The organism is Micromonospora sp. RL09-050-HVF-A (genome assembly GCF_019374995.1).
Lineage (GTDB): Bacteria > Actinomycetota > Actinomycetes > Mycobacteriales > Micromonosporaceae > Micromonospora > Micromonospora antibiotica.
Genome location: NZ_JAGKQP010000002.1, coordinates 30,699 through 53,818, shown reverse-complemented (window position 1 = coordinate 53,818; position 23,120 = coordinate 30,699). Strand labels below are relative to the sequence as shown.

17 protein-coding genes, 1 tRNA gene, 1 pseudogene and 1 riboswitch are annotated in these 23,120 nt (G+C 71.2%); of the genes and pseudogenes, 7 read left to right on the top strand and 12 right to left on the bottom strand.

Translation table 11 applies throughout. The features are described 5' to 3' along the window. Positions 1 to 15 precede the first annotated feature (15 nt). The gene (locus J7462_RS00510; protein WP_219460134.1) at positions 16 to 1,497 is read left to right on the top strand and encodes an NAD(P)/FAD-dependent oxidoreductase; all 1,482 of its coding nucleotides are present in this window, start codon (positions 16 to 18) and stop codon (positions 1,495 to 1,497) included. A gap of 152 nt (positions 1,498 to 1,649) precedes the next feature. Next, a complete protein-coding gene (locus tag J7462_RS33520; protein ID WP_219460131.1) occupies positions 1,650 to 1,796 on the top strand; it encodes a hypothetical protein in 147 nt (48 codons plus the stop codon). Between the two features lie 200 nt (positions 1,797 to 1,996). Here J7462_RS33520 and J7462_RS00500 read toward each other — a convergent pair whose 3' ends face one another. After that, positions 1,997 to 3,265 (bottom strand): MFS transporter, encoded by a 1,269-nt coding sequence (locus J7462_RS00500; RefSeq protein ID WP_219460127.1) that lies wholly within the window; start codon positions 3,263 to 3,265, stop codon positions 1,997 to 1,999. 20 nt (positions 3,266 to 3,285) lie between these two features. Continuing rightward, complete coding sequence (locus J7462_RS00495) at positions 3,286 to 7,569, bottom strand: amino acid adenylation domain-containing protein (protein WP_219460124.1); 4,284 nt, start codon at positions 7,567 to 7,569, stop codon at positions 3,286 to 3,288. Between the two features lie 801 nt (positions 7,570 to 8,370). Here J7462_RS00495 and J7462_RS00490 point away from each other — a divergent pair. From J7462_RS00490 to J7462_RS00480, 3 genes are all read left to right on the top strand, one after another. Then, a complete protein-coding gene (locus J7462_RS00490) occupies positions 8,371 to 9,432 on the top strand; it encodes a kelch repeat-containing protein (RefSeq protein WP_219460121.1) in 1,062 nt (353 codons plus the stop codon). A gap of 7 nt (positions 9,433 to 9,439) precedes the next feature. Then, positions 9,440 to 9,639: riboswitch (cobalamin riboswitch) on the top strand. A gap of 36 nt (positions 9,640 to 9,675) precedes the next feature. Continuing rightward, a complete protein-coding gene (gene bluB / locus J7462_RS00485; RefSeq protein WP_219460116.1) occupies positions 9,676 to 10,299 on the top strand; it encodes a 5,6-dimethylbenzimidazole synthase in 624 nt (207 codons plus the stop codon). A 439-nt stretch (positions 10,300 to 10,738) separates the two neighbouring features. Beyond that, positions 10,739 to 11,173 carry a hypothetical protein gene (locus J7462_RS00480; RefSeq protein ID WP_219460112.1) on the top strand — a complete coding sequence of 145 codons (435 nt, stop codon included), beginning with the start codon at positions 10,739 to 10,741 and terminating at the stop codon, positions 11,171 to 11,173. A 178-nt stretch (positions 11,174 to 11,351) separates the two neighbouring features. On the opposite strand, the gene J7462_RS00475 is transcribed toward J7462_RS00480, so the two are convergent. Continuing rightward, positions 11,352 to 11,576 (bottom strand): helix-turn-helix domain-containing protein, encoded by a 225-nt coding sequence (locus J7462_RS00475; RefSeq protein WP_308290672.1) that lies wholly within the window; start codon positions 11,574 to 11,576, stop codon positions 11,352 to 11,354. On the opposite strand from J7462_RS00475, the gene J7462_RS00470 reads away from it, so the two are divergent. Next, the gene (locus J7462_RS00470; RefSeq protein ID WP_308290670.1) at positions 11,553 to 13,601 is read left to right on the top strand and encodes a 2Fe-2S iron-sulfur cluster-binding protein; all 2,049 of its coding nucleotides are present in this window, start codon (positions 11,553 to 11,555) and stop codon (positions 13,599 to 13,601) included. The genes J7462_RS00475 and J7462_RS00470 overlap by 24 nt on opposite strands. A 273-nt stretch (positions 13,602 to 13,874) precedes the next feature. Here the strand turns inward: J7462_RS00470 and J7462_RS00465 are convergent, their stop codons facing one another. The 3 genes from J7462_RS00465 to J7462_RS00455 form a co-directional block, all read right to left on the bottom strand. After that, positions 13,875 to 14,534, bottom strand: coding sequence for a hypothetical protein (locus J7462_RS00465; protein ID WP_219460107.1), 660 nt, complete (start codon positions 14,532 to 14,534; stop codon positions 13,875 to 13,877). A 106-nt stretch (positions 14,535 to 14,640) separates the two neighbouring features. Next, on the bottom strand, positions 14,641 to 14,922 hold the full coding sequence (locus tag J7462_RS00460; protein ID WP_208570228.1) for a helix-turn-helix domain-containing protein: 282 nt from the start codon (positions 14,920 to 14,922) through the stop codon (positions 14,641 to 14,643). After that, complete coding sequence (locus tag J7462_RS00455; protein WP_255597529.1) at positions 14,919 to 15,332, bottom strand: VOC family protein; 414 nt, start codon at positions 15,330 to 15,332, stop codon at positions 14,919 to 14,921. Before J7462_RS00455 ends, J7462_RS00460 begins: the two co-directional genes overlap by 4 nt. Before the next feature lie 660 nt (positions 15,333 to 15,992). Between J7462_RS00455 and J7462_RS00450 the strand changes: the two genes are divergently transcribed. Then, on the top strand, positions 15,993 to 17,243 hold the full coding sequence (locus J7462_RS00450; protein ID WP_219460104.1) for a lipase family protein: 1,251 nt from the start codon (positions 15,993 to 15,995) through the stop codon (positions 17,241 to 17,243). 491 nt (positions 17,244 to 17,734) lie between these two features. On the opposite strand, the gene J7462_RS00445 is transcribed toward J7462_RS00450, so the two are convergent. From J7462_RS00445 to J7462_RS33100, 6 genes and pseudogenes are all read right to left on the bottom strand, one after another. Then, positions 17,735 to 17,808, bottom strand: a tRNA-Pro gene (locus J7462_RS00445). Between the two features lie 183 nt (positions 17,809 to 17,991). Continuing rightward, a complete protein-coding gene (gene der, locus J7462_RS00440) occupies positions 17,992 to 19,389 on the bottom strand; it encodes a ribosome biogenesis GTPase Der (protein ID WP_091254560.1) in 1,398 nt (465 codons plus the stop codon). Further along, positions 19,386 to 20,066 (bottom strand): (d)CMP kinase, encoded by a 681-nt coding sequence (gene cmk, locus J7462_RS00435; protein ID WP_208566873.1) that lies wholly within the window; start codon positions 20,064 to 20,066, stop codon positions 19,386 to 19,388. Before cmk ends, der begins: the two co-directional genes overlap by 4 nt. A 193-nt stretch (positions 20,067 to 20,259) precedes the next feature. After that, a complete protein-coding gene (locus tag J7462_RS00430; RefSeq protein ID WP_208566872.1) occupies positions 20,260 to 21,030 on the bottom strand; it encodes a pseudouridine synthase in 771 nt (256 codons plus the stop codon). Further along, positions 21,017 to 22,003: an SMC-Scp complex subunit ScpB gene (gene scpB / locus J7462_RS00425; RefSeq protein ID WP_219460101.1), complete on the bottom strand. Its 987-nt coding sequence runs from the start codon at positions 22,001 to 22,003 to the stop codon at positions 21,017 to 21,019. Before scpB ends, J7462_RS00430 begins: the two co-directional genes overlap by 14 nt. A gap of 49 nt (positions 22,004 to 22,052) precedes the next feature. Then, positions 22,053 to 23,096, bottom strand: a pseudogene (locus J7462_RS33100) (segregation/condensation protein A); the annotation flags it as partial. Positions 23,097 to 23,120 lie beyond the last annotated feature (24 nt).

The following is a 23,120-nucleotide window of genomic DNA, read 5'->3' as shown; positions in this document are numbered from 1 at the left end:
GCGGGAGGGCACACCATGGGAGCGCAGAAGGCAGCCGGCGGATTCGACGCGGTGGTGGTCGGCTCCGGCCCGAACGGGCTGGCCGCCGCACTGGTGCTCGCCTCGGCAGGGCTGAGCGTCCAGGTGCACGAGGCCGCCGGGACCACCGGCGGTGGCACCCGGACCGAGGAACTGACCCTGCCCGGATTCCACCACGACGTCTGCTCCGCGGTGCACCCGATGGCCCTCGCCTCGCCCTTCTTCCGCGCCTTCGACCTGGCCGCGCACGGCGTACGGCTGTTGCAGCCGGAGATCCCGTACGCCCACCCGCTCGACGGGGGGCGGGCGGCGCTGGCCTGGCGGGACCTGGACCGCACCGCCGAGGGGCTGGGTCCCGATGGGGCGGCCTGGCGGTCCCTGCTCGGGCCGCTGGTCCGACGCTGGTCGGGAGTGGTCGACACGGCCATGTCCGACCTGCGCCGGGTGCCCCGCGACCCGCTCGCCGCACTGCTGCTCGGGCTCCGCACCCTGGAACAGGGCACCCCGGCCGCGGCGGCCCGGTTCCGCACCGGGGAGGCCGCCGCACTGCTGGCCGGGGTCGCGGCGCACGCGATCGCCCCACCGCGCCGGCTCGCCCCGGCCGGGGCCGGCCTGCTGCTGGCCACCCTCGGACACGCGGTCGGCTGGCCGGTCCCCGCAGGTGGCAGCCGGGCGATCACCGACGCGATGGTGAACCGGCTACGGCAACTCGGCGGCCGGGTGGTCACCGGCAGCCGGATCGACGACCTGGCCCAACTGCCGCCGGCCCGCACGGTCCTGCTCGACGTCTCCCCCGCCGGCCTGCTGCGCATCGCCGGCGACCGGCTACCCGCCGGCTACGTGCGCAGTCTGCGTTCCTTCCGGTACGGCGGGGCCGCCTGCAAGGTCGACTTCGCGCTCTCCGGGCCGGTGCCGTGGGCGGATCCGGAATGCGCCCGCGCCGGCACCCTGCACCTGGTCGGCTCGGCCACCGAGGCCCGGATCGCCGAAACTGCGGTGGTACGCGGCCGGCACCCGCAACGCCCGTACGTGCTCGCGGTGCAGCCCGGCGTGGTCGACCCGACCCGCGCACCCGCCGGCAAGCAGGTGCTCTGGACGTACGCGCACGTGCCGAACGGCTCCCCGCGCGACGTCAGCGACCAGATCGTCGCCCAGGTGGAACGCTTCGCGCCCGGCTTCCGCGACCTGATCCTGGCCACCCACGTGGTGCCGGCGGCGCAGGCCGGCAGCCACAACCCGAACTACGTCGGCGGGGACATCTCCGGCGGCGCGGTCACACCATGGCAGCTGGTGATGCGGCCGGCAGCCCGCTGGGACCCGTACCGGACCCCGCTGCCCGGCGTCTACCTCTGCTCGGCCTCCACCCCACCCGGACCGGCCGTGCACGGCATGTCCGGGCTGCACGCCGCCGGCCGCGCCCTGCGGCAGCACTTCGGCATCCGCACCGCCCCCCTCGACCTGATCCGCGGCGGACGCTGACCGAACCGGGCGGCGTCGACCGAGTCGCGCGGCGTCGATCGGCGCGGTGCGCGGGACGTCCGGTCTTCGCGGGCGGGCCGTACCCGATATCGCTCAACCCCGCCGTCACGTCCCTCGATCTCACCCTCCAGGCCTCCGCGCACGTGGCCGGAATGGCCGCCCGGGTACTGGGCAAGAATCCGACCTGGACCCCGGCGCAGGTGCACTCCTACCTGGTCAACAGCGCAACCCCAGGGGTGGTGACCAATCCCGGCAGCGGCTCACCCAACCGCCTGCTCTACGGATCACCAACCCTCTGAACGGTATCCGGCGGCCCGACCCGGTCGGGCCGCCGGACTCGTGTTTTGACCATCGGGGGGATTTGCGGTGGTCGAGGTCTAGCGGATTGGGAGGACCCTGTCGGCCCGGAGGCCGCCACGCTGCGGTCTCGGGGTGGCCGCCCGGTTGCCGGGTGGGGGCCGACGTGCCCGGCGCAGCGGTGGTCGTCCGCCGGCCCCGGTCACCGGGTCGCGGCCGGTTCGGGGAGTTCCGTCAGGTGCAGGATCCGGCGCGGGAAGAACACGACGAACGCCAGGATCGACGCCCCCGCCGCCACCCACAGGGCGGGGCGTAGACCGATGACGGTGGCCAGTCCGCCTCCGACGGGGCCACCGAGCGCGGCGACGCCGAGCATCAGCATGCGCATGACCGCGTTCATCCGGGCCATCAGCGTGTCGGGGGTCAAGGTCTGCCGAAGGCTGACGACGATGACGTTCGTCGCCCCCATCGCCACCGCGGAGGCCAGGAACACCGCCACCAGCACGGCGGTGAGCACCACCGTCGGTCCGCCGGCTGCCGGGACCACGATCCAGCTGGAGAAGGACACGCTCGCGCAGGCCACGTACACCCGACCGACGCCGAACCGCCGCGCTGCGGCCTGCGCCGACGCGGCGCCGATCAGGCCACCGACGGCACCCGACGAGAGGATGCCGCCGATGACGGCGGTGCTCAGGGAAAGCTCCCGGACGGCATACACCAGGAACACCGTCTGGATGAACATCAGGAAGAAGTTGTAGCAGGCACCCAGGATCGCGAGGATGCGCAGCAGCGGGTTACCGAACACCCAGCGCAGTCCCTCGCCCAGTTCGGTCCGCAGGTTGCGGGGCGTGTCGCTCCGTTCCGGCTTCACCTCGCGGGCCCTGATCTGCAGCAGCATGGCGATCGAGACCGCGTACGACGCGGCGTTCACGACGAGCGCGATGGGGGCGGTGAGGATGTTCACCAGTACACCGGCAAGGCCGGGCCCACCGATGTGGGCGGCGGCGTCCGCCGCGCCGATGCGGCTGTTCGCCTCGATGAGTCGGGTGTGGTCGGCGACGATGGTGGGCACGTAGGACACCCAGCACACGTCGAACATCACCGCGGCGACACCCACCCCTGCGGTGACGACGTAGAGCCAGCCGAGACTCAACTGACCGGTGACGGCGAGGATCGGCACGAGGCCGACCAGCACCAGCCGGACCGCATTCGCCCCGACCATGAGCGGCCGTCGCGGCATCCGGTCGGCGAGGGCACCGAAGAGCAACGAGAGCAGCAGGTACGGCAGGAGCTGGGCCATCCGCAGCAGACCCACCTGCTCGGTGCTGCTGTCGAGCACGAGAATCGCCGTCAGCGGCAACGCGAGTGCGGTGACCTGGGTCCCGAACATCGACACCGTCTCGCCTATCCAGAACAGGCGGAAGTCCCGGTTCTGCCACCACAGGCCCGTTCTGCTCCGCCGCTCACGCACTGGCAGTCGCTGGAACACCCTCACTCTCCCGCTGCGGCGAGGAGGGTGTCGATGACCGCCGCGAGTACGGGGCGGTGCTCGCCGGACCACATCGAATGGTGCGCGCCGGGGGCGCGGTACTCGCGTACCGTGGCCGCCAGCGGGGCCCACTGCCCGGCCGGTACCGCCCCCGGGGTCCTGAGCACGGAAAGCCGGCCGGGGTAGGTCCAGGTGGGCCGGTAGCGGAAGGTGGCCCGCACGCTGGCCCGGTAGACGGACAGGCGGCAACCGAGTTGATCCGGCCCGATCTCCGCCGGTAGCACCGTGTCCCGCAGGAACGCGTACAGCGCGTCGAACTGATCGGGAAGGCCCTGGTAGCCCGGGGGAAGTTCGGGGGCGTCCCGACCGGCCTCGGCCGCGATGTCGGCGACGAACTGTTCGACGGTGCGCCGGTCGTCGGGCGTCCGGGACGGGTCCGGCAGCGGGGTGTCGACGACGGTCAGGAACGGCACCGGCGCACCGGCCTCCGTGAGCTGCCGCGCCATCTCGAACGCGACCAACCCACCCATCGACCAGCCGAGCAGATGGTACGGGCCCGTCGGCTGCCGTTCCCGGATCGCCGCTACGAAACGGCCGGCCAACGCCACCACGTCGGACAGTGCGTGCTGACCCGGCTCCAGCCCCGGCGCTTCGAGACCGATGATCGTCCGCTCCGGGCTCAGCCGGCGGGCGACTCCGGCGAAGATGGACGGGGAGCCGGACGCGCCGGGGACGCAGAACAGCGGCGGGCACGTGCCGTCGTTGGGTGCGGCGGCCAGGGTCACCAGCGGCGACCAGGTGTCGGCCTGCTGGTCGGCGGCCCGTCGCGCCTGCACCGCTGCGGCGAGGACGACGGGCGTGTAGAGGTCCCGGGCCGTGATCCGGGTGCCCAGGCGTTGCTCGATCAGCTGGAGCAGCTTCGCCGCGTGCTCCTCGTCGGCGCCGAGTGCGAACAGGTTGTCGGTGACGGCGGCCGGGGTGGCCGGTGACACCAGGACGTCGGTCATGGCCAGCGCGATCGTCTGCGCCAGGCTCAGCGCATCGGCGGGCGGGCCCGCCTGCTGGTGGGGCGGTTCGGCGGCCGGATCGGCGGCCGGTGGTGCGACGGCCTGCAGGTGCACCTGCTGGGCGAAGTCGCGTAGGTTGGGCGAGCCGTACAGGGTCCGGACGCCGAGTTTCGCGCTGAACGCCTGGTTGACCCGGCTGATGACCCGCATCGCCTGCAACGAGTTGCCACCCAGTTCGAAGAAGTCGTCGTCGGCGCTGAGTCGCCAGGCGGCCATGCCGAGGACGTCGGCGAAGACGGCGGCGACCTGCCGTTCGGTCGGAGTGGCCAGCGCGACGACCTCCCGGTCGGCCTGGACGTACGCCGCCGGTGCGGGCAGTGCCCTCCGGTTGAGCTTGCCGCTGAGCGACATCGGCAGGCTCTCCAGCACCCGCCAGGCCTGCGGGACCATGTATGACGGCAGAAACTGGGCGGCGTGCCGGCGCAGTTCGGCGACCGATGGTTCCGTCGACCCGGTCAGGGTCACGTAGCCGGCGAGGATCTGCTGGCCCCGTGCGTCCTCGGCCAGCTTCACCGCCGCCGTGTCGACCGCGGGATGGGTACGCAGCACCGCTTCGATCTCCTCGACCTCGATCCGTAGGCCCCGCAGCTTGATCTGCGTGTCGATTCGGCCCAGGAACTCCAGGTGGCCCTCGCGGTTCCAGCGGACGAGGTCGCCGGTGCGGTACACCCGTCCGGTGGACCGGAACGGGTCCGGGATGAACTTCTCGCTGTGCAGGTCGGGGCGGTTGAGGTAGCCGCGGGCCAGCCCCTCGTCGCCACCGATCAGCAGTTCACCCGGCACCCCGACCGGCACCAGCGCCAACTGCTCGTCGACGACGTAGAAGCGACGTCGGGTGATGGGCCCGCCGATGGGCGGCGAGGTCCGGTATTCCCCGCGGGGTACGACGTGCAGCGTCACGCCGATCGCCGCCTCGGTGGGGCCGTAGCCGTTGACGAACGTCCGACCCGCGACGTTCCACCGGTTGGCCAGCTCGGCCGGGCACGCCTCACCTCCGGTGAACACGTGGCGCAGGTGCGGGTACGGGCCGTCGTCGAGCAGCGCCAGCAGCGTCGGAGGCGCGCCGACGAAGGTGACGCGCTCGGCGCGGATCAGCGCGGACAGCGACTCCGTCGAGTGCAGGGTCTCCCGGCGGGCACACACCAGCGTGGCGCCGCTGATGAGCGCGGCGTAGACCTCTGCCTGACACAGGTCGAAGGCGAGTGACGCGAACTGCAGGATCCGGTCGCCGGGGCCGAACTTGAAGGTCTCGGCGAACGGGACCAGGTAGGACACCAGCGCCCGGTGCTCGGTCAGCACCCCCTTGGGGCGGCCCGTCGAACCGGAGGTGTAGATCACGCTGACCAACGAGTCCCCGGTGCTCACCTCGTCGAGCGGGTCGCCTGCTCCCCCGACCCCGGCGGACTCGATGTCCGGCCAGTCGCGGTCCAGGCACAGGTAACGACGCGACCGGGGCTCGGGAAGGCTGGCGAGCAGGTCGCTCGTGGTCAGCACCACGTGTGCGTCGGTGTCGTCGAGAATGAACTCCAGGCGGCCGACCGGGTGGTCGATGTCGAGGATCACGTACGCGGCACCCGCCTTGGCGACACCGAGGAACGCCACGAGGACGTCCAGGCCGCGATCCATCGCGACCCCCACCAGCTCTTCGTGTCTGACCCCGCACCGGTGCCTCAGGTGGGCGGCGAGGACGGCGGCACGTCGGTCCAGCTCCCCGTAGGTCAGCTCGACGCCCTCGAAGACCGCCGCGACGGAGTCGGGTGCCGCTGCGGCCCGTTCCGCGACGAGGACGTGCACGGGATCGGAGCGGACGGCGTCGTCCGGACCGCGACCCAGCCGCATCAACTCGGCCCGGTCGTCGGCGGACAGCAGGTCGATCTCGGACACCCTGATGCCGGGGTCGGCGGCCGCACCGGTCAGGACGCGCTCGATGTGGGTGAGCAGTTGGTCGATGCGCCACCGGGCGAACAGCTCCGTCGAATACTCCGCCGACACCCGCAGCTCGGTCGCCGACTCGGCGAAGGTCAGCGACAGGTCGAACCGGGAGTGCATCGTCTGCTGGTCGACCACACTGATGGTGGCTCCGGGCAGGTCGAGGGAGCCGCTGCCGGTCTCCTCGCTGAGCACCTGGAGAAGGACGTCGAACAACGGATTGCGGCTGGGGTCGCGGGGGACGGCAAGGCGGTCGACCACCCGCTCGAACGGCACGTCCTGAAGCTCGTAGGCCCGCAGGGAGGTGTCCTTGACCCGATCGAGCAGTTCGGCGAAGGTGGGCTTTCCGGACAGGTCCAGCCGCAGCACCACCGCGTTGACGAAGATGCCGACGACCTGTTCCAGGTCGGGATCGGACCGGCCGAGTGCGGTGGTGCCGACGGCGAGGTCCTCCTCACCGGTGTAACGGGACAGGACCACCCCGAGGGCCGCGGTCAGGAGCATCGACAGCGAGACCTTCTGCGACCGGGCGAGGTGGCGCGCGGTGGCACCGATCGATGCCGGAAAGACCCGGCTGAGGTGTTCGCCGCGGTGGACGGTGTACGGCGGTCGCGGGTGGTCCGCCGGCAGGTTCAACGCCGGCAGGCCCGACAGCTGGGACTTCCAGTAGGTGAGCTGCGCTTCGAAGGTGCCGTCTTCGAAGGCGACCCGCTGGGCCTTGACGAAATCGGCGTAGTCGGTGGCGGCCCGGCCGGCCGGGAGTTCGTGACCCTGCCGGATCGCCGCGTACGACCTGCGGATCTCGTCACTGATCAGGTTGATGGACCAGCCGTCACACACGATGTGGTGAATGACGATGGACAACAGGTGTCGTTCCGTTGCGACGCGGAACAGGCGGAACCTGTAGAGCGGGCCCACGGCCAGGTCGAACGGTGTCCGTGCCAGCGTGGTCGCCGCGTCGAGGGCACGTGTCTCCCCGAGTTCCCCCGCTGCGGTGGAGTCGTCGATCACGAGCGCCTGCTCCGGAGGAGCTGCGATGACCTGGTAGGGAACGCCGTCGTGCGCGTCGAAGCGCGCGCGGAGGATGTCGTGGTTCGCGACGACCCGGGTCATCGCGGTCTGTAGTGCCGAGTGATCCAGGTCGCCGTCGATCCGGTACAGCACGGCGACGTTGTACGTCGGTGTGCCGGGGGCGAGTTGGTCGAGAAACCACAACTGTTCCTGGGCGAACGACAGTGGCAGTTCAGCCGAATCCGTCGCGTGTGCCGAATTCACCGAGGCCTCGGTCACTACCTCTCCTTCCTACAGACACCCGCAATCTGTCGAAAAAGCGCAAACTCGTGTCGCGTAATCACAGAGATGTCAGTGCCCGGGAGCGAACCCGGCGCTGTTTCGCCACGAAGTGACCTACGGTGAATCAACTTGGACAGCGTCATCGGTCGGCGCCGGATATTGCTTCGATCTATTGCCACAGCTAGCGACCAGAGTATGACTGACGGTAACATTAGCGATGGGGTGCGTCAATACGTATTGCTGGCCGGCCGGAAGTTCGCCGGCGGGGGTTGCGGCTGATTTGAGCTGGTCCGCATGGCTCATGGTCAGGTGTCCGTAGCGCTGCCCATCATGGTGAACCGTCCCGTTTTCGGCGCAGTCGGCGGTCACTGCGCGTGGCGGACGCCCGGAGCGCGGTGCACCACCAGGATCCCGCCGGGGAACGGGGGCGGACCTGGCCGACCGGACAGCCCCGCAACGGCACGCCGACGCGCCGTCCGGCGTGGAGGCCGGACCGTCCTGCGGGATGCCGACCCCCTCACCACGGGCGGCAGCCGGCAATCACGGCGTCGCGTTCCCCGCCCGACGCCGGCACCACCCACGGCGCACGTGAGGAGAATTCCCTTCCGCATCGTGCGGACACGACCCCGAGTGGTGACCGGCGACAGCTTCCCGAACGAACACACAATCAGCCACGACACCATTCTCACCCTCGGGGGAAATTGGCAGGTTCTTCACGGCTGCCGCGTACGCCGGACTGCTAGCCTGCCGATCAGCGGAAAACGCCCGTCGACTCAGCGCGAAGGGAGCATCCCAGTCGTGACGACAATTCGCATTCTCGGCCACGCCGCACCATGGAGGACACTGTTCCTCGCCATTGCCGTCGCGGTGGCCCAACTGCCGGCACCCGTCGCCGGTGCCGCCGCCAGGGGCGACCGACCCGCCCTCCGTTGGCGGGCCGACGACGCGCTGTCGAGTTCCCGCTTCGCGCTGGCGGCGGCCACGGCGCCGGACGGGTCGATCTTCGCGATCGGGGGTGCCGACGCAGCTTCGGTCACCACGGTGGTGGAGGTCTACACGCCTCGGACGCGGCGGTGGAGGGCCGGCCCGTCGCTGCCCCGGCCCCGGTACCGCCATGCGGCGGCCACCGGCGGGGACGGGCGCGTCTACGCGATCGGCGGCAGCTCTCCCGGTGCCGAGGGAGCGTTCCTCAGCTCCGTGCTCGCCCTGACGCCGGGCGACGACCACTGGGTGCCCGTCGCGTCGATGCCCAGCGGACGGCAACTGCTCGCCGCGACGGCCGGCACCGACGGCCGGGTCTACGCCGTCGGCGGGGACCGTCGCGACTCGCTGTCCACCCTGGAGGTCTACGAGCCGACGGTGGACCGGTGGACCACCGCGGCGTCGATGCCCACGCCGCGCTACGAGATGGGGGTGACCGGCGGACCAGACGGGCGGATCTACGCGATCGGCGGCTGCGGGGACGGCGTCCTGAACGTCCTCGACGTCGTCGAGGCGTACTCGCCCACCACCGACACCTGGGCGACTCTCGCGCCGCTTCCCAGCCGGCGGTGTCTGGTCGACGCCACGACCGGCCCGGACGGCCGGATCTATGCGACAGGTGGCTGTGAACTGGTCACCGACCCTTCGGGAAGACCTGTCGACTGCGTGGACACCACCCGGGTGGACGCGTACTCACCCGACACCGGCACCTGGGCGACGGTCACCGGCACCACCACCGCCCATCGTGAAGGCGCGGCGGTCACCAGCGGCAGGAGGATCTTCGCGATCGGCGGGCACACCGCCGGGGTGGAGTCCGCGCGGGTGACCGCCCGCCGCCCGCCGGGGGCGTGGCCGGCCTGCGTCACCGGCACGGGTTAGCATCGGCGGCGGCATGATCGTGCGAGGTGCCCCGCGGGTGCGGGGAGAATCGGGAAGCCGGTGTGATTCCGGCACGGGCCCGCCGCGGTGACCGGGGAGCGACCGTCCAGGCGCGAGGAGCGCAGCCACTGGCCGTACGGCTGGGAAGGCGGACGGGTTGGCGTCGATCCGGGAGTCCGAAGACCGGCCTCGCGTCGACCGCCCGCCCGTCCGGGGTGGGCCGAGCGCAGCGGGAGCCTGCCTGTGGAACTCTACGACGCCATCCACCGCCGCCGGGACGTCCGGGCCCAGTTCACCGGGGAACCGGTGCCGGACGGCGCCCTGCACCGGATCCTGGACGCCGCGCACGCCGCACCCAGCGTCGGCTACTCACAGCCGTGGGACTTCGTCCTGGTCCGGGACCCTGCCATCCGTCGTCGGTTCCACCGGCACGTACAGGCCGAGCGGGCGACGTTCGCCGCCACCCTGGACGGCGCGGCGGCCGAACGGTTCGCGGGCATCAAGATCGACGGGGTGTTGGAGTCGACGCTGTCGGTCGTCGTCACGTACGACCCGCAGCGTGGGGGCCCGGCCGTGCTCGGGCGGCACGCCATCGCCGACGCCGGTCTCTACTCGGTCTGCCTGGCCATCCAGAATCTCTGGCTCGCCGCCACCGCCGAAGGGCTGGGCGTCGGGTGGGTCTCCTTCTACCGGGAGTCGTTCCTGGCCGGGCTGCTGGGCGCACCGGCCGGCATCCGGCCGGTGGCCTGGCTCTGCGTCGGGCCGGTCACCCACCTGGAGTCCGTGCCCGACCTGGAACGGCACGGGTGGCGTCGACGCCGACCTCTCGCCGAGGCGATCCACCACGACCGTTGGTTGCACAGCTGAATCCCCATTTTCCATCGTGGATGACAGCGCGCCTCGTCGCTGCAACACTGTTTTCGGTCGATCCCCCGCCAACTTCCTGAGTGCCCACTGATGGATTTTGACAGCGATGGGACAGCCATTGGATCTGCACAGGGTAGTAATCAGCCATCCTGAATCCTGCCCGAGACAGGTTGACTTCATTGTCACCGACGACCGGCACGGCACCGCCGCTGCACCGGCGGCCTTCCCCGCCGGACTTCGCTTCGGGGTTCACCGGTGACGCGAGGCGGTCGTTGTCGCCGCGGGTCACGGCGACCGATGGCAGCTCACGGAGAAACCAGCCCCGAGCGCCCGCCTGACTGCGGTCGGATGTCCCCCGGGCCGACGAACACAGCCTCGACGAGCGCGCTGAGTACGCCGACTCATGCCTGGTCGGGTCGGACCATCCACGCTGGACCACGTGACTTCTGAGGCGGCCGGTGCACGTCGGTGGGGTGGCCCGATCGTGGGGCTCCTGGTCCTGGTCTGGATCGGCGGGCTGATCGCGGCAGCCGTGTGGTGGCTGAGCATCGGCTTGGCGCAGTGGAACGCCAACTACGACGGCCGGCCCGACGAGCTGGTGGGCCTCGGACGCCAGGCGAGCCTGGCCCTACTGGTCGCCGCGTTGGTGGCGATCGCCGGCCCGGCAGTCATCGCGCTCGTCGCGTACCGGCTGCGGCTGGTCCGAACCGCGATCGTCTTCCTGGTGCTGACCGTCGTGATCGCCGTGCCCGCCCTACCGTTCGCCGCATCCGTCGGGCGGGGTCTCACTCCGGTGCCGGCAGACACGACGCCCGGCCCGCCAGGGCACTGCGTGGAACTCAGCGGCGGCGACAACCGCTGCCCGGGCGGCTGACGGGAGCGGGAGCAGCAGGGTGTGCCGGGATGACCGGGCAGGCGGCCCACCCGGAAACGACGGAAGGACCGGGGTGGTGCTGGCTTCCATCCGTCGAGGTGCCGGCCTGGCGTCGACCTGTCGGGAGTACGCGGGTCTCGACCATCACCCCGTGACAGGATCCGCCCGCCCTCCTTGCCTACTGGTCGTGACGGGCCTTGACCGCAGCCGTACGCAGCGCATCGATCGCACCCATGTTCAGCTCGGCCCAGCGTTTGAGCTCGCGCAACGGACCGACGAGCGTGTCGCCGAGCGCTGTCAACGAGTAGTGCACGGCGGGCGGACTCGTGGGTTCCACCCAGCGGCGGGCGAGGCCGGCGCCTTCGAGTTGACGCAGGGTGTGGGTGAGCATCTTCTGGGACACACCCGGCATGCGGCGGCGCAGCGCGGCACGAGCCGGACGACGTTCGTCGGTGGCGTCGCCGGGTTCGCCCACGTCCAGTCCCCCACGCGGATCTCGTCCGCCCTCCCCGAGGCCGACGCCTCCCCCGGGCCGACGTCGATGTTCTTCCTGCTGCCTGGAGTCGGCGAGGTCCTGCGTGTCAACGGCACGGTCACCTCCCAGCGGCGAGCACGGACCACGGTGGTGATCAGGCAGGCGTGGGTCCACTGCGCGCAGGCCATCCTCCGGTCCGGCCTGTGGCAGCCACCCACCCAGCAGACCGCGTCGGCCCCGCAGATCGCCCTCGACGAGCCGCTGGGGGCACCCGGTGTGGCCGAGTTCCTCGCCGCAGCGCCGTTCCTCGCACTGTCGAGCTGGGACACCGAGGGTGGCAGCGACACCAGTCCCCGAGGCGACCGGGGAACGGTGGTCCGGATCCTCGACGGTCGGACGCTCGTGCTCCCGGACCGCAGGGGCAACAAACGCGCCGACACGCTACACAACCTGCTGCAGGATGAGCGGCTCGCCTTCGCCGCGCTCGTGCCCGGCCGCAGCGGGGTGCTGCACGTACGCGGGCGCGGCGTGGTAACCGACGACCCGGCACTGCTACGGACCCTCGCGCTGCGCGGGCTGGCACCGCACGCGGCGCTCGTCATCGACGTCGAACACGCCGAGGTGACCGGCAACGACGCGGTGGCCCGGGCCCGGCTGTGGCATCCCGGCGCACACCTCGACCGCAGTGCCGCGCCGGATCTCACCATGATCGCGTTGGAGCACCTCGCCACGAACTCGGCGGACGCGCCGGGCGGGCCGCCTGCGGCACTGTTCAGGGTCATCGGCGCGATCCCGGGGCTGTCGCGGGCGCTGCGGGTGGTGATGCGCCGCGCCTACCGCTCCGCGCTGCGTAAGGAGGGCTACGCCGACATCGCGGACGGGCGACGGACCGACGGCGACCGGGCCGGAAGTCCGCTGCGGGAGGTGCGCATCGTGGAGATGCGCCGGGAGACGCCGAGCACCGTCACGATCGTCCTCGAAGACGCCGCCGGACGGCCCGACCACTTCGCGTTCCGGCCCGGTCAGTACTTCACGCTCGTCGTCGAGGTCGACGGCCGACCGGTCCGGCGGGCCTATTCGGCCTCGTCCGCGCCGGGGACGACGCGGCTGGAGGTCACCGTCAAGCATGTCGAGGGAGGGCGGCTCTCCAGCCACGTGCACCGGATGCTGCGCGTCGGGGACCTCCTGGGCCTGCACGGCCCGTCCGGGACGTTCCACACCGAGACCGAGCCACCGACCGAAATACTGCTCGTCGCCGCCGGCAGCGGTGTGACGCCGATGATGAGCATGATCCGTACGCGGCTCGCCGACCGGGCCGGCCACGACCGGATCGCGCTGCTCCACAGCAGCCGGGACGCCGACGAGGTCATCTTCGCCGCCGACCTCGACCGGTTGGCCGCGGAGCACCCGGACCGGTTGTCCGTCACCCACGTCCTGACCAGACGGGACGGCCGCCTCGACGCGGACCGCCTGGTGGACTGGTTCACCGGCCGTACGCCGGCCGCAGACGCCCGCTACTACGTCTGCGGCCCCGAGGCGCTCATGAGCACCGTACGGAAGGTGCTCGCGAGCCTCGGCGTGCCGGACGCGCGGGTGCACCACGAGACGTACACCTCGGGTGCCGGCACCACGATCGCGACCACGACGCCCCAGCCGATGACCGTGGAAGCGGCCGGGCAGCCCGTCGGCGCGGGGACGGTCGAACCCGGTCAGAGTCTGCTCGACGCGGGTCTCGCCGCCGGGATCGACCTGCCGTTCTCCTGCACCGTCGGCACCTGCGGCGAGTGCGTCGTGCGGCTTCGCCGCGGCGACGTCGTGTTGAGCGAGCCGAACTGTCTCACCCCGCAGCAGCGGGCCGCCGGCTACACCCTGACGTGTGTCGCCCAGCCCCTGTCCGAGGTGACCATCGACCTCGCCGACCAGGGGCGTTCCGCGATAAGTGGCCAAGGCTGATCTGGACACCGGGTGGCAGATCGACGGGGTTGCAGGTCGACGGCGTCGTAGTCACGACGCCACCGACGACGACCCGGCCGACACCAGGCTGATCACACCCACGGTCAATGAGGTCCGCCACCTGATCACGCGTGCGTCATCCGTCCGACCAACGACGCCACCCACCGTCTGCACTGGTCGGGTTGACGCGATTCCGCAAGCTCGAGCCCGACGAGCCCACTACACGCCGCCTCCATCCCGGATTCCCGTCAGGGTCTCGCGACGGCTGATGCGCTAGACAGTGGTACCCGCCTTCTCCGTAGCGTCGCCGGAATTCTCGGTGCGGGTTACGCGGGCGAGAAAGACACCCCACGCGGCGAGCAGCACCGGAACCAGTGAGTTCCACCAGTTCGGTGTCAACCAGGGGAAGGAGCCCACGACGAATGCGGCTGCGGCAACGATGCCGACAGCTCGCCCGGCCAGTCCGGCGCGTGTCGACCAGCCGAGCGTCACCGCAGCAACGGCGAAACCCAGGAACGCCACGTGCAGGGCGCCGAACGTCGAGCTGACGAGCAGGGCTACGACCTCGGCTGACAGGTCGATCTCAAACACCGGGTAGACCAGACGCCCCACCGCGAGCAGTACGACGACGAGCGCGACGAGGGCGACTGTGAGAGCGGTCCTTCCCACGTCGATCCACGCCGACGGGCCGGCCAGGCCCGCGCTGAATAGACCGCGCGCACCGGCTCCCCAGCAGATGACCGCGAAGAACAGCAGTTCGTTGCTCCACATCAGTAATGAGTGGCCGCGTTCGACCCACGCCGTCATCGCGACCGCCTCGGCGGGCGGGTCAGGCAGAAGCGACAACAGCAGCAGGGCTGCGGCGGTGAGGAGCGCCCCCACGATCGTCAGCCAGCGGTGCACCCGTACGTCGACCGCTTGACGCGGCGTCATGTCTCTTACCATCGGACCGCCTCCGATAGCAGTCATCTCCCTACCGTGCCCTGCATACTCTGCCTCCCGTGAACGACCAGCCATGATCCCGGACGGCGGTGCCGTATCAGGAGTCGCGTCTGCCCCAGTTGCCGAGTGCGACGATCGCCTCGCGCAAGGCGAACCCGCGGTCGGTCAGCGCATAGGCCCGGGTGTTGTGTCGAAGGGGCAGGCGGATCAGCACGCCAGCCGCTTCGAGCTCGCGCAGGCGTATCGCGAGCATGTTTGTCGGCACGCCGAGGTCACGCTGCAGATCGCCGTAGCGCTGTGGCCCGTCGAGCAGCCGTTCCACAATGAGCAGGGCCCACCGTGCTCCGACGATGTCGAGGGCCGCGGCGAGATCGCTCACGCGGTCGGATCGGCGTCCGTCTTCATCCAAAACGGTGAGTAGTGGTAGCCGTCGGGGTCGTCGAATTGACGCTGGTACATGAAGGGGTAGTCGTCGGTGTCACCGATCCGCCCGCCAGCAGCGCCGGCGCGGTCGACGAGTTCGTCGACCGCCTCCCGGCTGCCCAGGTCGAACGAGACCGTGACCTTCGAGGGCGTCCGAGGTCCGCCGATCAACTCTTCGACTCCGCCGACGCTCGCGTACATCTCGCGGCTGCCGAGCATGACGTACTGCTCGGGGGCGATCGCGAAGCACGACACGTTGTGGTCGGACATCTCGGCGTTGAGGGTCCAGCCGAGGGCGGTGTAGAAGGCGGTTGCGCGCTCGACGCTCTCGACCGGGCAGGTGATGAAGAGGCTCACACGGGCCATACTTGCAAAATACAAGTGGCAGGTCAAGCGGCGTGCGTCCGCCGTCCAGCGACGGGACCAGGAGTCGGTGCCCTCCCACATGTCGAATTCGTCAGGAAGGTCCCGCCATGGTGTGATCCCGGAGAAGGCCAGGACGCCATGGGCCGTCGTGCTCCTGGGTGGGCCTGGCGGCGGGTCGCCCCGATGATGCCGGCAGGTCGGGTCAACCCGGTGACGGTGAGGTCTACGTGGTGACGGAGGACTGGCCGGGTAGGGCTTCCTTCCCGCTGCCGGGGTCGGGCGACCACCTACCCGGTGAGTGGTCATGGCGTCGGACGGGCCGGTCGTCGCCGCCGGTCCGGGGCCGGCCCGGGAAAACCATCTCTGACCTGACCGCACGGGCCTATTCTCGACCCGTAGGCACCGGAACCGGAGGCTCGTCGCGGGGATCCGGCCTGCCGACCCGGCACACGTCACGGCCACGTGCTCCCGGCTGCCCGGCGCCCTGTGGTGGCGCTCGGACGACGCGACGGGTCACGTCGGTGGTGGTTGGAGCATGACGCCCTGCCCGGGACAGTCTCGGGAACTCACGACGACGGGAGCACGATGACCAGTTGCCCCATCGGATCACACGGACGACGTGGTCGTGTCCGACGCGGATTCCCGCTCGTCGTGCTGCTGGTGGGGTTGTTGATCCCCGTCGCCCCGGCATGGGGTGCTGACGGTGGTCCGACCGGCACCGTCGAGATGGCCGCCGACGGGGACGTGGTCGGCACCCCCACGCCGCTGCGTAACGTCCCATCGGTGATCGCCGACGTGGCCGACGGTCAACTCGTCGTCTACCGCATGCCCGGTATCCGGGGCGGCCAGATCAACGCCACCGCCATGCTGTTCCTGCCCACGCAGGCACCACCGGCCGGCGGGTGGCCACTCGTGGTGTGGGGGCACGGCACCGTCGGGTGGGCTCCGGAGTGCGCGCCGAGCGTGCAACTCCAGGAGCACGGCCGGTGGGCCGACGGGCCGAACGCGGCCCTGCTGGCGTCCATCCTGAAGATGAACATCGCCGTGGTCGCCCCGGACTACGAGGGACTCGGCCCGGTGGCCGAGGGTGTCCCGGAGGGGCACGGCTACTACGAGCTGTCCAGCGAGGGAAACTCGATGGTCTTCGCCGCGGTGGCCGCGCAGCGGCTCCTCGGTGACCGACTGTCGGGTCAGTGGGTGCCGGCGGGCTGGTCGGAAGGTGGCTTCGCCGCTCTGGCCGCCGCGTACTACTCCGACCAGGCCACCATGGCCGACCCCGAACTGGAGTACCGCGGCACCATCACCCTCGCCCCGGTACCGGACGTGCCCGCCATGAACCGGGTCCTGTGGAACGACATCGAGGCGGCTGCACGATCGGGGCTCCCGCCAACGGAGCACCAGATCGAGCAACTCGTCTTCGCCAACGCGGAGACCATCTACTTCACCAGGACCGAACGGTACGCGGGCTACGACATCGACCCCGCCACGATCTACGGCCCCACCATGCTGAGGTTCTACCGTGACAACTGGCGTACCTGCCTGGACGATCTGAACGCCCTGGTCAAACAGGACATCCAGAACTACCTGAACGCGTCGCCGGCACACCGGCTGACCACCTACCCCGGTGTTCGCGGCGACACCCCGAACTCGCTGCCTGAGAACAAGCGGTTCTACGCGGAGAACCAGGGCGGGCTGGAGAACTCGACGCTACCGGGGGCGATTCTCTGGCTGTACGGCACCGACGACATCACCAGCCCGGCCACGGTCACCTACGACACCGTCAACAAGATGCTGATCAACGGAAACGACATCAACCTCGCCGTCCTCGAAGGAGCCGGCCACTACGACGTGTCCGCCGCCGGTCAACCCCTGATCGAGGCCAGGCTGAGGCAACTGTTCGACATCACGTAGCGCCGCCTCGCCGTTGAGGCGTACGCCCGGTGGGTTGAGGTGAGCGACGACCTCACCTGAACATCCACTCCTGCCGTTCTCCCGCTGCTCACCCGCGATCGGCACGCCCTGCACCGCGTCGACCCGCACAGGGGACTGAACCGCATCGACCTCGCCGCCGTACGTCGATGGCTGGACCGCCACCCTGACCAGCGCTTCCGCCGGTCCGGGCCTTTTGTCCTTCGGACGGCCTGATGCAGGCCGACGACCCTTTCGACCCCCACAGCATTTGCGGTAGACGACTGCGCAGCTCAGCAACGATGTGTCCGGCGGCATCTCGTCGACTGTTGCGCTGTCCGTGTGCGTCCGTCGGACGCACGGACCCCCTCTGGTCACCGGGCACCAGAGCGTGCCGCCCCCGCTAAACGGGGGGTCTTCGAAGGAGGTTCAAATCTCCATAGATGAAAGTCAAAGCCCTGACCAACATTTTCGCTGGTCAGGGCTTTTGTCTGTCGGGACGGCCGGATTCGAACCGACGACCCCTTGACCCCCAGTCAAGTGCGCTACCAAGCTGCGCCACGTCCCGATGCTCTCCGCCTGGTTTCCCCTGCGGCAGCCGGTACAGCTTAGCGCAGGATCTTCGCACCGCGCGCACAGCCCCCTGCCGCGTCGGTGCGCACCGCCACCACCTCTAAAGCGTCCTAGGAAAGGAGGGGCACGGGAGGGCTGCCGTCCCCGGGTGGGAGCGGCAGCCCTTGGAGGTGCCGGGTCAGCCGTGGGCCTTGCCCCGGCCGCCGGGGCCGAGCTTCTTGCGGGGGCGTACCGAAATCTCCACCGGGCTGCCCTCGAAGCCGAACTCCTCGCGGAGCTTGCGCTCGACGAAACGCTGGTAGCCGGCGTCCAACGGCGCGGTGGTGAACAGCACGAACCTCGGCGGGGAGACACCCGCCTGGGTGGCGAAGAGGATCTTCGGGGCCCGACCGCCGCGCACCGGGTGCGGGGTGGCCTGGACCAGGGCGGTGAGCCACTGGTTGAGCTGTGCCGTGGGCACCCGGGTCTCCCAGCTCGCCAACGCCTTGCGCAGCGCGGGGGCGAGCTTGTCGACGGCCCGGCCGGTCTGCGCCGACAGGTTGAGCCGGATCGCCCAGGGGATCCGGCGCAGCTCCCGGTCGATCTCCTTGTCCAGGTAGTACCGGCGGTCGGCGTCGACCAGGTCCCACTTGTTGAAGGCGATCACCAGGGCCCGGCCGGCCTCGACGACCATGGTCAGGATCCGCTGGTCCTGCTCGCTGATCGGCTCACTGGAGTCGAGCAGCACCACCGCCACCTCGGCCGCCTCGATGGCCCCGGCGGTACGCAGGCTGGCGTAGTACTCGGTGCCGCTGGCCTTGCCGACCCGCTTGCGCAGCCCGGCGGTGTCGACCAGCTGCCAGGTTTCGCCGCCGATCTCCACCAGGCTGTCCACCGGGTCGACGGTGGTGCCGGCGACCGAGTCGACGACCGCCCGCTCCTCCCCGGAGAACCGGTTGAGCAGGCTGGACTTGCCGACGTTGGGCCGGCCGACCAGCGCCACCCGGCGGGGGCCGCGCGGCCGGTTCTCGACGATCTTGGGCGCGTCGGGCAGCGCGTCGAGGATCGCGTCGAGGAGTTCGCCGGAGCCCCGGCCGTGCAGCGCGGAGACCGGGAACGGCTCACCGAGGCCCAACGACCACAGCGCGGTCGCCTCCATCTCGATGGCGGTGTTGTCGGTCTTGTTGGCCACCAGGATCACCGGTTTGGCGCTGCGCCGCAGCATCTTCACCGCGGCCTCGTCCACATCGGTCGAGCCGACCATGGCGTCGACCACGAAGATCACCACGTCGGCGGTGACCACCGCCGTCTCGGCCTGGGCGGCGATGGCCGCCGCCCGGTCCTTCGCGTCCGGCTCCCAGCCGCCGGTGTCCACCACCGTGAACGAACGGCCGTTCCACTGGGCGTCGTAGGGCACCCGGTCCCGGGTCACCCCGGGGACGTCCTCCACGACCGCCTGCCGCCGGCCGATGATCCGGTTGACCAGCGTCGACTTGCCCACGTTCGGGCGACCGACCACGGCCACCACGGGCTGCGGGCCGGTCGGCTCCTCGACGGTGACCTCCGGCTCACGCAGCTCCACCCATCCGTCACTCATGCCACGCCCCGCTCGGTGAGCAGCTCCCGCAGCTGGGCGACGACCTCGTCGATGCCCAGCTCGGTGGTGTCCAGTTCGACGGCGTCGGCGATCTGCCGCAGCGGGTTGACCGCGCGGGTGGAGTCGAGCCGGTCCCGCCGGGCCAGGTCCGCGGCGGTCGCCGTGACGTCGGCGGCGTCCTCGGCGCTGCGGCGTCGGGCCCGGGCCGCCTCGGAGGCGGTCAGGTAGACCTTCAGGTCGGCGTCGGGGGCCACCACACCCCCGATGTCGCGGCCCTCGACGACGATCCGACCGGCCTGGGCGATCAGCTCCCGCTGCCGGGCCACGAGCAACGCCCGCACCGCCGGCACGGCGGCCACCGCGGAGACCGCGCCGGTCACCTCGGGGCCCCGGATCTCCTGGTCGACACCCGTCCCGTCGACGGTCACGCCGTACCCCCGGGGGTCGGTGCCGATGCGCAGCTCGACCTCGGCGGCGACCTTGCCCACCGCGGCGGCGTCGGCCAGGTCGACGCCGGAGCGCAGCACCGCCCAGGTGATCGCCCGGTACATCGCGCCGGTGTCCAGGTAGCGGGCACCGAGGTCGACGGCGAGCCGCCGCGACACGGTGGACTTACCCGAACCGGACGGTCCGTCCACCGCGACCACACAGCGCCCGGCCCGTACGTTTTCCTCCACCGTTGTCCTCCTCAGCCCGTACCTCGCGGGTCACCGGTTCCTCCGGTGCCGTTGAGCGGTCGTCCATCGTCGTCCATCATCCCGCGCCTCGCGGGTCGGCCACGCGCGCCGCCGTCGGGGGCGACGCACGCCACCCGTCGGCCCGTTGGGCCGCGGGGAAGCCTACCGGCACACCTACCCGCTGCGACTCCGGTCAGTCACCCACGGCCTTGAACAGGGCGGCGACCTCCGCGTTGGTCAACCGCCGGATCCGCCCGGTGCGCAGGTCACCGAGCTTGATCGGACCGATCGAGGTACGCACCAGCCGGGACACCGGGTGCCCGACCTCGGCCAGCAGCCGCCGGACGATGTGCTTGCGCCCCTCGTGCAGGCTCAGCTCCACCTGGGCGGTTTTACCCAGGGTGTCCACCACCTTGAACGAGTCGACCTTCACCGGCCCGTCCTCCAGCTCGACCCCGGCCAGCAGCCGCTTGCCGAGGTTACGCGGGATCGGCCCGGCCACCTCGGCCAGGTAGGTCTTGAGCACCTGGTACGACGGGTGCATCAGCTTGTGGGTGAGGGTCCCGTCGTTGGTGAGCAGCAGCAGGCCCTCACTGTCGGCGTCGAGCCGCCCGACGTGGTAGACCCGCTGCTCGACCCGGTTGCCGATGAACTCGGCCAACTCGTTGCGGCCCTTGTTGTCCGACATGGTGGTGACCACCCCGCGCGGCTTGTTCATCGCCACGTAGACCAGGCGGTTGTCGGCCTGGAGGCGTTCCCCGTCGACGTGGATCACGGCGGTGGCGGGGTCGACCTTGTCGCCGAGGTGGGCGACCCGGCCGTCCACGGTCACCCGACGCCGGAAGATCAGATCTTCGCAGGCGCGTCGGGACCCGACACCGGCGGCGGCGAGCACCTTCTGGAGGCGTTCGGCACCTTCGTACACGGGGGCGTCGGGCTTGGGGGAACGGTCATCGCGTGGCATCGGCAAGCTCTTCTACGTCGTCGGGGAGGAACGGGGCGAGCGGGGGCAGGTCGGCGACCGAGTCCAGGCCCAGCTTCTCCAGGAACATCGTGGTGGTCCGGTAGAGGAACGCCCCACTGTCCGGTTCGGCGCCGCACTCCTCGACCAACCCTCGGGAGACCAGGGTACGGAGCACCCCGTCGCAGTTGACACCCCGGATGGCCGAGACCCGACCCCGGGTCACCGGTTGCTTGTAGGCGATCACCGCTAGCGTCTCCAGCGCGGCCTGGGTCAACCGTACCGACTGCCCGTCCAGGACGAACCGCTCGACGTGGGCCGCGTATTCCGGCCGGGTGTAGAGCCGCCAGCCCCCGGCCGCCCGGCGCAGTTCGAAGCCGTGCCCGGCGGCGGTGTAGCCGGCGGCGATGTCGTCGAGCACCGGCCCGATCCGCTCCGGGGACTGTTCCAGCACCTGGGCGAGTACCAGTTCGCTGACCGGCTCGTCGACCACGAGCAGGATGGCTTCCAGGGCGCCGCGCAGCTCCGCGTCGTCGAGTTCGGGTGCCGGTGGCGGCGTGACGGTCACCCGCCGCCGGCCCGCCGGCCGCCGCTTCGGCACGCCCACCGGGTCCCGCTCCCCCGCCGCGGCGGCGTCCGGGCCCGAGCCGACACCAGCCCCGACCGCACCGACCCCACCCGCACCGGTCCCGTCCGTTGTCGCCGGCTCGGCCGGGGCTCCGGGAACAGCCGGCTCAGCCGGGGCTCCGGGAACAGCCGGCTCACCAGCGGCTCCCGGACCCGTTTGGGCGGTGGGGCCTGCGGACACCGCCTCCGTCGGCGGAGCACCCGGATCGGCGGGTGGTGCCGTGTCCGCCTCGCCGTCGGGGCCGGTCGGGGCGGGCGCGGGCTGCTGCCGGGCGGTGGGGCGCTCCCACGGGGGGATCCAGGCCGCGGCCTGATCGGCCAGGGAGTCCTGGCGCTCCTCGTCGCTCATCGCGTCTCCTGCGTCGTCGCGGCTTCGCCCGCCGGGCCGGCGGACCCCGGGCCGGCGGACCCCGGGCCGGCGGACCCCGGGCCGGCGGACCCCGGGCCGGCGGACCCCGGGCCGGCGGACCCCGGGCCGGCGGGGCCGTCCGGGCAGCCGCCGGGGCGGCGGGTCCGCCCGGGGCGGGACCAGTGTCGTCGGCGTCGGCGGGGGTGCCGGCGTACTCGTCGACGTGCAGATCGGCGTCACCGTCGGCGGGGCCGGTCCAGCGTACGGTCAGCTCCTCCAGGGCCTCCTCCTGGACAAAGGCCACCAGTCCCTCCCGGTACAGCTCCAGCAGGGCCAGGAAGCGGGCCACCACCTCCAGGGTGATCTCGCAGTCCGCGCAGAGCAGGGTGAAGGTGGCGATGCCGGCCCGGCGCAGCCGTTCGGCGAGGATCGTCGCGTGCTCCCGGACGCTGACCCGGACCAGGTGCACGTGCGCGATGGACACCTCGGGCACCGGCTTCGGGGTCATCGCCCGCACCGCCAGCCGCAGCAGCCGCTCCGGGCCGACGCCGAGCACCAGGTCGGGCAGGGCGTCGGCGTAGCGGGCCTCCAGGGTGACCGCGCGGGGGTAGCGTCGCCCGCCGACCGCCTCCAGTTCGGCGATGTGCGCCGCCGCCTCCTTGTACGCCTTGTACTGCAACAGCCGGGCGAAGAGCAGGTCCCGCGCCTCCAGCAGGGCGAGGTCCTCCTCGTCCTCCACCTCGGCCGAGGGCAGCAGCCGGGCCGCCTTCAGGTCGAGCAGGGTGGCGGCGATGAGTAGGAACTCGCTGGTCTCGTCGAGGTCCCACTCGTCGCCCATGGCGCGGATGTAGGCGATGAACTCGTCGGTGACGGTGTGCAGGGCCACCTCGGTGACGTCCAGCTTGTGCTTGCTGATCAGTTGCAGCAGCAGGTCGAACGGGCCGGTGAAGTTCGCCAGCCGGACGGTGAAGCCGGCGCTCTGCCCGGCCTGCGGCACCCCCGCCGGGTCGGTCGCCAGGTCGGCGGCGACCTCGGCAGCCAGCACGGGCGGCTGCTGCGGGGTCGTCGGCGGATCCAGCGGTGGCGCGGTCACCGGACGACCGTAGTCCACGTCTCG

Bases quoted from the DNA above. Each gene is read 5' to 3' on its own strand.
- J7462_RS00510 (WP_219460134.1), top strand. From the start codon at position 16: ATGGGAGCGCAGAAGGCAGCCGGCGGATTCGACGCGGTGGTGGTCGGC.
- J7462_RS33520 (WP_219460131.1), top strand. From the start codon at position 1,650: ATGGCCGCCCGGGTACTGGGCAAGAATCCGACCTGGACCCCGGCGCAG.
- J7462_RS00465 (WP_219460107.1), bottom strand. From the start codon at position 14,534: ATGACGCCGCGTCAAGCGGTCGACGTACGGGTGCACCGCTGGCTGACG.
- J7462_RS00455 (WP_255597529.1), bottom strand. From the start codon at position 15,332: ATGGCCCGTGTGAGCCTCTTCATCACCTGCCCGGTCGAGAGCGTCGAG.
- der (WP_091254560.1), bottom strand. From the start codon at position 19,389: ATGAGTGACGGATGGGTGGAGCTGCGTGAGCCGGAGGTCACCGTCGAG.
- J7462_RS00430 (WP_208566872.1), bottom strand. From the start codon at position 21,030: ATGCCACGCGATGACCGTTCCCCCAAGCCCGACGCCCCCGTGTACGAA.
- scpB (WP_219460101.1), bottom strand. From the start codon at position 22,003: ATGAGCGACGAGGAGCGCCAGGACTCCCTGGCCGATCAGGCCGCGGCC.